The organism is Methanonatronarchaeum thermophilum (assembly GCF_002153915.1).
Taxonomy (GTDB): Archaea; Halobacteriota; Methanonatronarchaeia; order Methanonatronarchaeales; family Methanonatronarchaeaceae; genus Methanonatronarchaeum; species Methanonatronarchaeum thermophilum.
The window spans coordinates 465,001-472,500 of sequence record NZ_MRZU01000003.1 but is presented as its reverse complement, the minus strand read 5'-3'; the positions used below and the strand labels follow the sequence as shown (position 1 = coordinate 472,500).

Sequence of the window (7,500 nt, the reverse complement as noted above, 5' to 3'; positions counted from 1 at the left end):
TAATCAAAGAAGGCGTCAACCCCGAATGTCCAGAGTGCGGAGGAATGCTAACCCTGCAAGAAGGCTGCAAAAAATGTCCAAAATGTGGATGGAGCGAATGCTAAAAAACAATACCTTAAAAAATAAAAAAGGACAAATAAAAAAATAATAAATCAGTCAAAACCACCCAAAACCCCTTCATACTCTTCCGAAACAACAAGCGTTCCCTCATGCACACCATCTAATATAACAGACCTGATTTTCTCAGGAACACCTCCATCTAATACAACCGTAGGGATCTCAGACCTCTCAATAATCTTTGAAGCAAGAGGGTCAACCACACTCTTAGCACCAGCCTTAATCTCAGTCTCCATAACAATCTCAACAAGCCTATCAGGCGTAATCCTATCAAACTTCACAGCATCATCATTAAAACGAGGATCTGAACTATACACACCATCAACAGAGGTAGCGAAAACCAACAACTCAGCATCGATATACTCAGCAACCAAAGCAGAAACAGCATCAGTAGACTGGCCCGGAGAAACACCACCCATAACAACAACATCACTCACAGAAAAAGCTTTCAACACCTCATCATAAGACCCTGGAGGTTCAGGAAAAACATCACTACCCAAAGCACTAATCAAAAGTCTCGCATTTAAACGAGTAACTTCAATACCAATAGAATCACAAGCAGCCTCATTCGAACCAAGACCCCTCGCAATATCTATATACTCTCTAGCCATCTCACCACCACCAGTCACAACAACAACCTCTTCCTCGCCAGAGATATCCTTCAATACCTCAGAATACTCACTAAACTTCGAACTACTAAGATCTGGAGCCAGAATAGAACCGCCTAAACTAATAACAATTGACATTAACCATGAATAGATTACATAATACATTAAACTTTTTTAGCCACAATAAAAATAAAAAACAAAAAAAATTTTAAAAAGAAATATTTATATTAAATTAAGAACACCAAACGTTAAGGTGTAATCACTATGGAATTATCGATACTTGCCGGAGGTCCTCTTGGAATTGGACTTACCGAATGGGTTATCATCTTTCTTGTAATCCTCCTACTATTCGGAGCAAGCAAACTCCCAAAACTAGCCAGATCAATGGGAACAGCTATGGGAGAATTTAAGAAAGCAAGAAGCGAGATGGAAGAAGAGGTCAAAAAAGCAGAATACGAAACACTAGAAAGTGAACCAGAAGAAGACGAAGAAGGAGACCTCAACATGAAAAACATAGCCAAAGACCTCGGCATAGACGTAGAAGGAAAAACAGAAGAAGAGATAAAAAAGAAAATACAAGAAACAATGAAAGAAAAAGGAAGCTAAACAAACCAAAAAACTTCCACAACAACCCAACGAAAACCCAACAAAAAAACAAAAAACAAAAAACAAGGAGACTGGTCAAACCAGTCCCAACCAAATTATTTTTAAAACAGAATTCTTTTCCCATATATTTTAAGATGAAACAAAATATATCCAACCAAGACAGACTACATTTCTATAGAACAAAATCCAAATAGAGGTATATTGGGTTTCTAACTCAAAACTTAGATTAGATTTAGAATCATAAGCCAAATAGTTAGTTATACCATAGGTTTTTTTAGGCTAATTTCTTATGAGTTTTCATTCGAAGAAGTTTTTTAATGCAGGTTCAACTTCTTGTGGTTTTACCTCTTTTACCTCTTTTTTAAGTTCTTTTGGAAGGCTTGTGTAGAACGAGTATTTACCCATATTTTTGCTTGAACTTGGTGTGTATCTTTTGTCTAGTAGGACTCTGGATGCTTTGTCTTCAGGTGATCTAACAGCTCTACCTATAGCTTGTCTTACTTTTCTAACTGTAGGGACTTCTACTCCGTATTTCCATCCGTCCCCATATCTTTTTTCATATGAGTTTTGTATCGCTTTCATCTTGTCATCTAGTAATGGGTATGGTACGCCTGCGATTACTACGGTTTTAACTCGGTCATCTCGGTAGTCTAGTCCTTCGGATAAAGTACCCCATATATATGAAAAAAGAACTGCTTCTCCACCGTTTTCACCGATCTCGAAAAACTGGTTTCTGACATCAACTGAGGATTCTCCCCTCATATCAAGGAATTTTTCTACATCACCTTCAACAGATTCATAGTATTTTTGTGCTTCGCTCCAGTTAGGGAAGAAAACCAGTACGTTTCCAGGTGTACCTGAGATGATGTCACGAATTATGTTGGAAACTTCAGCGACAACATTATCTTTGTTACGGTTTTTAGCGAAAAGGGCATGTGTATCGATCGCTAGAGTCTGACGGTTTTCGATTGGAAAGTTCATAGGGTATGCGAGGTCAAGTGTGTTTGTAAATCCATAAGATTTTCTAATGTGGCTGAAGGGCCTTAAAGTAGCTGACATCATTATTGTTGAGTGTGTTGAGTTCAATAATGAACCAACAAGGTCCTCAGGCGCACAGTTGAACAACCCAAGTTTCGCATCTATAACGCCTTCAATCTTCTTAAATTCGAGGTGTGGGTAATAGTCTGGGTTTTTTGCGTTTTGTAGATATTTTAATAGGAATTCACTAACGACCTGTATATAACAAACTCTTTTTCTGGTTCTTTTTTTAGCTTTAAATTCTTCTTCATATATCGATTCAAGTTCGTTACCTATTTTAAGAGCTTCATTTAGGTTATTTTCAACTCTATCAATTTTTTTATATAAAAACTTAGATATTTTATCTTCACTCTTAGGCGATGATGGGTCTTGTATTTTAACTTCATTGTATCCTTCCCATATTTTATTTGGCTTGAGGTTTTGTATCGAATCAAAAAATGTTTTAAAAAGTTTTTCAACCGATTTGTAATCACCATCAACCAACTGTTGAGTTTTTTCATCTCTAACTTCGTTTAAACCTTTTTTTATAGTTTTTAAAGCGATGTTACGTGAGTATATATCTCTAGCAACTTGACCTAAATTATGGGCCTCGTCAAGAATTAAAATAGATTCGTTGAAAGGCTCTCCCTCTTCACCAAGCCATTCTGAAAACCTGGAGAGTGTTACAGGATCCATGATGTGGCGGTAGTTGCAGATGATAAGCTCAGCTTCTTCCAATCCTTTTTTCAACTCTTCATATGGACAACGCTCTCTACCAGAACACCAATCAACAACATCGATAGGACTTCTAACACCTGAAAAAAGCCATGGCTCAAAATCGCCCTCACCTTTAAGTGTGTTTAAAAGAGGAACACAACTGTTTGCTTCTTTTTCACCGATCTCTTCATCGATTTCCTTTAACAACTCGATCTTTTTATCTCTAGACCCCTCACCATTCGACCCCATAACCTCGTACTTAAGTTCATTACGTTCTTTTCTCAACCGATATAATTCATAGGTCTCTTCCTTCAACGCTTGACACTCACCATAACCCATATCTTCGATGCAAAGCTTTGTTTTACCTTGAAAAACAACCGTTTTGATTTTAGAGATATCATAAATCTCTCTGGCCTCATCAATAAACTGTTTCATCTGTTGATGGACATTTGTAGCTATAACAACCTTCTTACCTCTCTTTTTAGCATATTCTATAGATGGAGCTAATGCCGCCAAAGTCTTACCAGTTCCACAAGCTCCTTCGAAAAGAATGACTCTACCACGTTTAACTCCATCACTAATCTTCTCCATAGCATCCAACTGACTGTTGTAAGGTTCTTCTTTAGGAAAAAAATCCAAAAAATCTTTCATGATTCACTCTCCACCGAGAAACAAAGTAAAATAGGTCCACCAACAATACAAAAACTGGTCATAGGTAACCAAAACTACTTTTCGGGTTATGCTCAATAATCTTTTGATGGAAATAGAAGGACAACTAATCAACGCGGACTACATAACAGAGTACGGAGACCCAGTTATAAGGCTCTGGATAAATGGAAAAAACAAAACCTACCTAGGTCTCTATAGGGATTTTGAACCATATTTCTACGCATTACCCCAAGAAAACAGCGATATAAACAAACTGGAAAAAAAGATATATGAGATTGAAGGTGAGAGATATGGAGAAACTATAACTCCTAAGAAGGTAGAGACATCCAACCGCTTAGACCAAGGCCTAAAAACCAAGGTACTTAAGATAACAGTAGACCACCCACAACACGTACCAACACTAAGAAAAGAAGTATCTGACACCGAAGGAATCAAAGAATATCGAGAAGCAGATATACCATTTGTAAATAGATTCGTTATCGATAAAGGCCTTGTTCCATCATCAAAAATAGTTTTAACCGGTAAAAAAACCGATTGTGAATACGCTGAAAACGCAGTTGAAATAGAATCACTGGAAGGAGTCTTTCAAGAAGAAACCCCCAAACTAAAAAAACTAACATTCGACTGCGAGATGTACAACAAAGGAAGGTCACCAGACCCTGATAAAGACCCAATAATCATAATTTCTTACGTAACAACAAATGGAACACCAAAACTCCTAGTAAGTGAGAACGATGACGACAAAAAGATTATTGAACAGTTCATCGAAGAAATAAAAAAACAAGACCCAGATGTAATATTCACATACAACGGAGATGACTTTGATTGGCCATATCTCAAAAAAAGAGCAGAAAAACATGATATAGAGCTCGATGTAGGTCGAGATGGCTCAACCCCTGATATAAGGGGAGGTGGAAGAAGAACTGTTTCAATAAAAGGACGGTTAAACATAGATCTATACAGGATAGCAAGCCGTGATTTAGGTGAAGTAAAAGTAATGTCCCTAGAGGAAGTCTCAGACTACCTAAATGTAATGGATATCGATGAAAGAACAGACATACCAGGCCACAAGGTCGGAGAGTATTGGGAAGACAGTGATAAAAGAAAAAAACTATGCAAATACGCAGAAGACGACGCTTTAAGTACAGCAGGAGTAGGAAACGAACTTCTACCAAACCAACTTGAATTCTCAAAACTAACAAAACAGTTCGCAGACGATATCTCTAAAATGGGGAGAGGCCGTCAAGTAGAGTGGTACCTAATAGCCAAAGCATACGAACAAAACGAACTAGTACCAAACAGAATGGGGTATCGATCTTCATCAAAAAACACATACCTAGGTGGATTCGTACTAGAACCAGAAAAAGGACTACACGAAAACGTTGTATCACTTGACTTCAGCTCAATGTACCCCTCACTAATGATATCATACAACATATCACCGGACACATATATACCACCAGACCAAAAAACGAACCAAAAAAATTTGTATGAAGCACCAGAAGTCGGACATAGATTCCGTAGAGACAGAGAGGGTTTCTTCACTGAAATACTTGAAGAATTACTAAACCATAGAGCCAAAATCAAGGAAAAAATAAAAAAAGCAGAAACCAGTGAAACAAGGAAATCATTAAAAGTTCGGGAGAAAGCAATCAAAACACTAACAAACTCTTTCTACGGATATACAGGTTGGGGAGCTGCAAGATGGTATAAAAAGGAATGCGCAGAAGCAACAACCGCTTGGGGACGCGAAATGATAAACAAAGCCATTGAAACCGCAGAAAAAAAAGATCTAAAAGTAATTTACGGAGATACAGACTCAATTTTCATCAAAAAAACCAAAGAAAAAAATGAAGAGATATCCAAAATCGCAGAAAAACTAGCAACCGAACTAAACCAAACCCTACCACTTGAAATAGAAATAGAAAAAAACTACAAAACGATATTCTTCACAGAAAAGAAAAAAAGATACGCAGGCCTGGACCAAAACGAAGAGATATACATCAGAGGACTTGAAGTTAGAAGAGGAGACTGGTGCGACCTAGCTAGAGAGATGCAACAAAAAGTAATAGAGATCATATTAAAGAATAAAAACCCTGAAAAAGCAGTTAAAGAGGTTAAAAAAACAATACAAAAACTCAAAAACGGCGAGATATCGATAGATAAACTTGTAATACGTAAAACACTGTCCAAAAAAATATCTAAATATGAATCTAGACAAGCGCACGTCCATGCAGCAGAAAAAGCGGAAAAACAAGGAATAGAAGTCGGGCCAGGAACAAAAATAGCATTCATTGTAACCACCAAAGGCGGTACAACAATAGGAGAAAGAGCTTTCCCTATAGAAATGTTCAAATCCTATAAAAAAGGAACCCTAACCATGGAAAACGGCCGTAAAATACCGGTCGACACAGAATACTACATAGAAAACCAAGTGATACCCGCGGTATCAAGAATACTAAACTACTTTGGATATACAAAAAACAACTTGAAAGGCGAGCCAAGCCAAAGAAAACTAGGAGAGTTCTAAAATGACAAAAAAATACATCGTTTTCCAATGCCCAGAATGTGGAAGATACCTATACACCGAAAAACAACACAAAACAAGAGAATGTCCATGCGGAAAACGAGTAAAAATAAAAAAATCCAAAAAAATCGGAGAAACCAAAAACCATAGGGAAGCAAGACAGGTAGTAAGAAAACTACAGAAAGAAAAATCAAAAAAACATGGATTTTTCAAATACAAATAAAAAAACACTGGCTACAAAATGAAACCCAGATACACAATAATAGTCTGCTATAAAAACAAAGAATTCTTGATGGTATACAACCCAGAAAGAGCATGGGAGTTTCCAGGTGGAAAAATAAAACAAAAAGAAACAGCCCGACAAGCCGCTGAAAGAGAGTTTATAGAAGAAACAGGATACAAACCCAAAAACCTCAAAAAAATCAAACAAAAAAACCATGGCATTATATACTACAGTGAATTAGGTGGAAGAAAAACTAAAAAAAGTGAATATACCTTAGGTTATTTTAAAAAACTACCTAAAAAACTATCCTTCTCGACAAAAGAATACAAAGAGATACTTAAAACCACTGAAAACCTACCTAAACAAACCAAAAAACAAACACAAACCCCTAAAAACAACTAGTAAAACAACCAACAAGGTCATAAAAACCTACTTAGACGTTAAATCTCTATTTTAATTGAATAGACCGCTAATTTTACAGCATAAATACCTCTCCAAAAACTTTATTTCATTTTAACATAAATTAAAAGTGTGGCAGTAAGTTGTCTAATTCCAAATACTGAAACCCACAAATTGCTTTTAGTGGGGGGAGAATTTGTCTGCAAATTCTAATGATAATGATGGGGATAGAGTTTCTATAGGCGAATACGAAGAAAGTGGTAAATGTATCGAGTGTGACGCTGAAAAACTAACACATGATTATGAAAGAGCTGAACTAATTTGCGAAAACTGTGGCATCGTTATAGATGAAGAATTTATAGATGACGGCCCAGAATGGAGAGCATTCGACAGCGAACAAAGAGAAAACAGAAGCCGAGTTGGCAGTCCAATGACCAACATGACCCACGATAAAGGCCTTTCAACCCAAATCAGCATTAAAAATAGAGATGGACAGGGAAACCCAATATCATCAAACAAAAAAGCCCAGTTCTACAGGCTACGAAAATGGCATAGACAAGCCCGCATATCAGATGCCAAAGAAAGAAACCTAGCCCTCGCATTAGGCGAACTAAACC

Annotated in this window: 8 protein-coding genes (2 of these 8 cut by a window edge); 6 read left to right on the top strand and 2 right to left on the bottom strand. The window is 37.0% G+C overall.

Going from position 1 to position 7,500, the window contains the following annotated elements; translation table 11 throughout:
- Window positions 1-104 carry the final stretch of a ribonucleotide reductase N-terminal alpha domain-containing protein gene (locus AMET1_RS03665; protein ID WP_086637123.1) on the top strand. 3,625 nt of this gene lie to the left of the window's left edge, so 104 of the gene's 3,729 nt are visible here — the last part of the coding sequence; the start codon falls outside the window, past its left edge; it ends in the stop codon at window positions 102-104.
- 48 nt (window positions 105-152) lie between these two features.
- Here the strand turns inward: AMET1_RS03665 and pyrH are convergent, their stop codons facing one another.
- On the bottom strand, window positions 153-863 hold the full coding sequence (gene pyrH, locus AMET1_RS03660) for a UMP kinase (protein ID WP_086637375.1): 711 nt from the start codon (window positions 861-863) through the stop codon (window positions 153-155).
- 126 nt (window positions 864-989) lie between these two features.
- On the opposite strand from pyrH, the gene AMET1_RS08085 reads away from it, so the two are divergent.
- On the top strand, window positions 990-1,331 hold the full coding sequence (locus tag AMET1_RS08085) for a twin-arginine translocase TatA/TatE family subunit (RefSeq protein WP_086637122.1): 342 nt from the start codon (window positions 990-992) through the stop codon (window positions 1,329-1,331).
- A gap of 297 nt (window positions 1,332-1,628) precedes the next feature.
- Here AMET1_RS08085 and AMET1_RS03650 read toward each other — a convergent pair whose 3' ends face one another.
- Entirely contained in the window at window positions 1,629-3,716 is a 2,088-nt protein-coding gene (locus tag AMET1_RS03650) for an ATP-dependent DNA helicase (RefSeq protein WP_086637121.1), read from the bottom strand.
- 88 nt (window positions 3,717-3,804) lie between these two features.
- Here AMET1_RS03650 and AMET1_RS03645 point away from each other — a divergent pair, with 88 nt between their 5' ends.
- The 4 genes from AMET1_RS03645 to AMET1_RS03630 all read left to right on the top strand — a co-directional run.
- Entirely contained in the window at window positions 3,805-6,264 is a 2,460-nt protein-coding gene (locus tag AMET1_RS03645) for a DNA-directed DNA polymerase (RefSeq protein WP_086637120.1), read from the top strand.
- A gap of 1 nt (window position 6,265) precedes the next feature.
- Entirely contained in the window at window positions 6,266-6,484 is a 219-nt protein-coding gene (locus AMET1_RS03640; RefSeq protein WP_086637119.1) for a DUF1922 domain-containing protein, read from the top strand.
- Window positions 6,485-6,502: 18 nt separating this feature from the next.
- A complete protein-coding gene (locus AMET1_RS03635; protein WP_086637118.1) occupies window positions 6,503-6,886 on the top strand; it encodes an NUDIX domain-containing protein in 384 nt (127 codons plus the stop codon).
- Window positions 6,887-7,121: 235 nt separating this feature from the next.
- Window positions 7,122-7,500 carry the start of a transcription initiation factor IIB gene (locus AMET1_RS03630; RefSeq protein WP_394334880.1) on the top strand. The gene runs 542 nt beyond the window's last position, so the window shows 379 of its 921 coding nt (coding positions 1-379); the start codon lies at window positions 7,122-7,124; the stop codon falls past the right edge of the window.

Bases quoted from the DNA above. Each gene is read 5' to 3' on its own strand.
- AMET1_RS03645 (WP_086637120.1), top strand. From the start codon at position 3,805: ATGCTCAATAATCTTTTGATGGAAATAGAAGGACAACTAATCAACGCG.
- AMET1_RS03635 (WP_086637118.1), top strand. From the start codon at position 6,503: ATGAAACCCAGATACACAATAATAGTCTGCTATAAAAACAAAGAATTC.
- pyrH (WP_086637375.1), bottom strand. From the start codon at position 863: ATGTCAATTGTTATTAGTTTAGGCGGTTCTATTCTGGCTCCAGATCTT.
- AMET1_RS08085 (WP_086637122.1), top strand. From the start codon at position 990: ATGGAATTATCGATACTTGCCGGAGGTCCTCTTGGAATTGGACTTACC.
- AMET1_RS03640 (WP_086637119.1), top strand. From the start codon at position 6,266: ATGACAAAAAAATACATCGTTTTCCAATGCCCAGAATGTGGAAGATAC.
- AMET1_RS03650 (WP_086637121.1), bottom strand. From the start codon at position 3,716: ATGAAAGATTTTTTGGATTTTTTTCCTAAAGAAGAACCTTACAACAGT.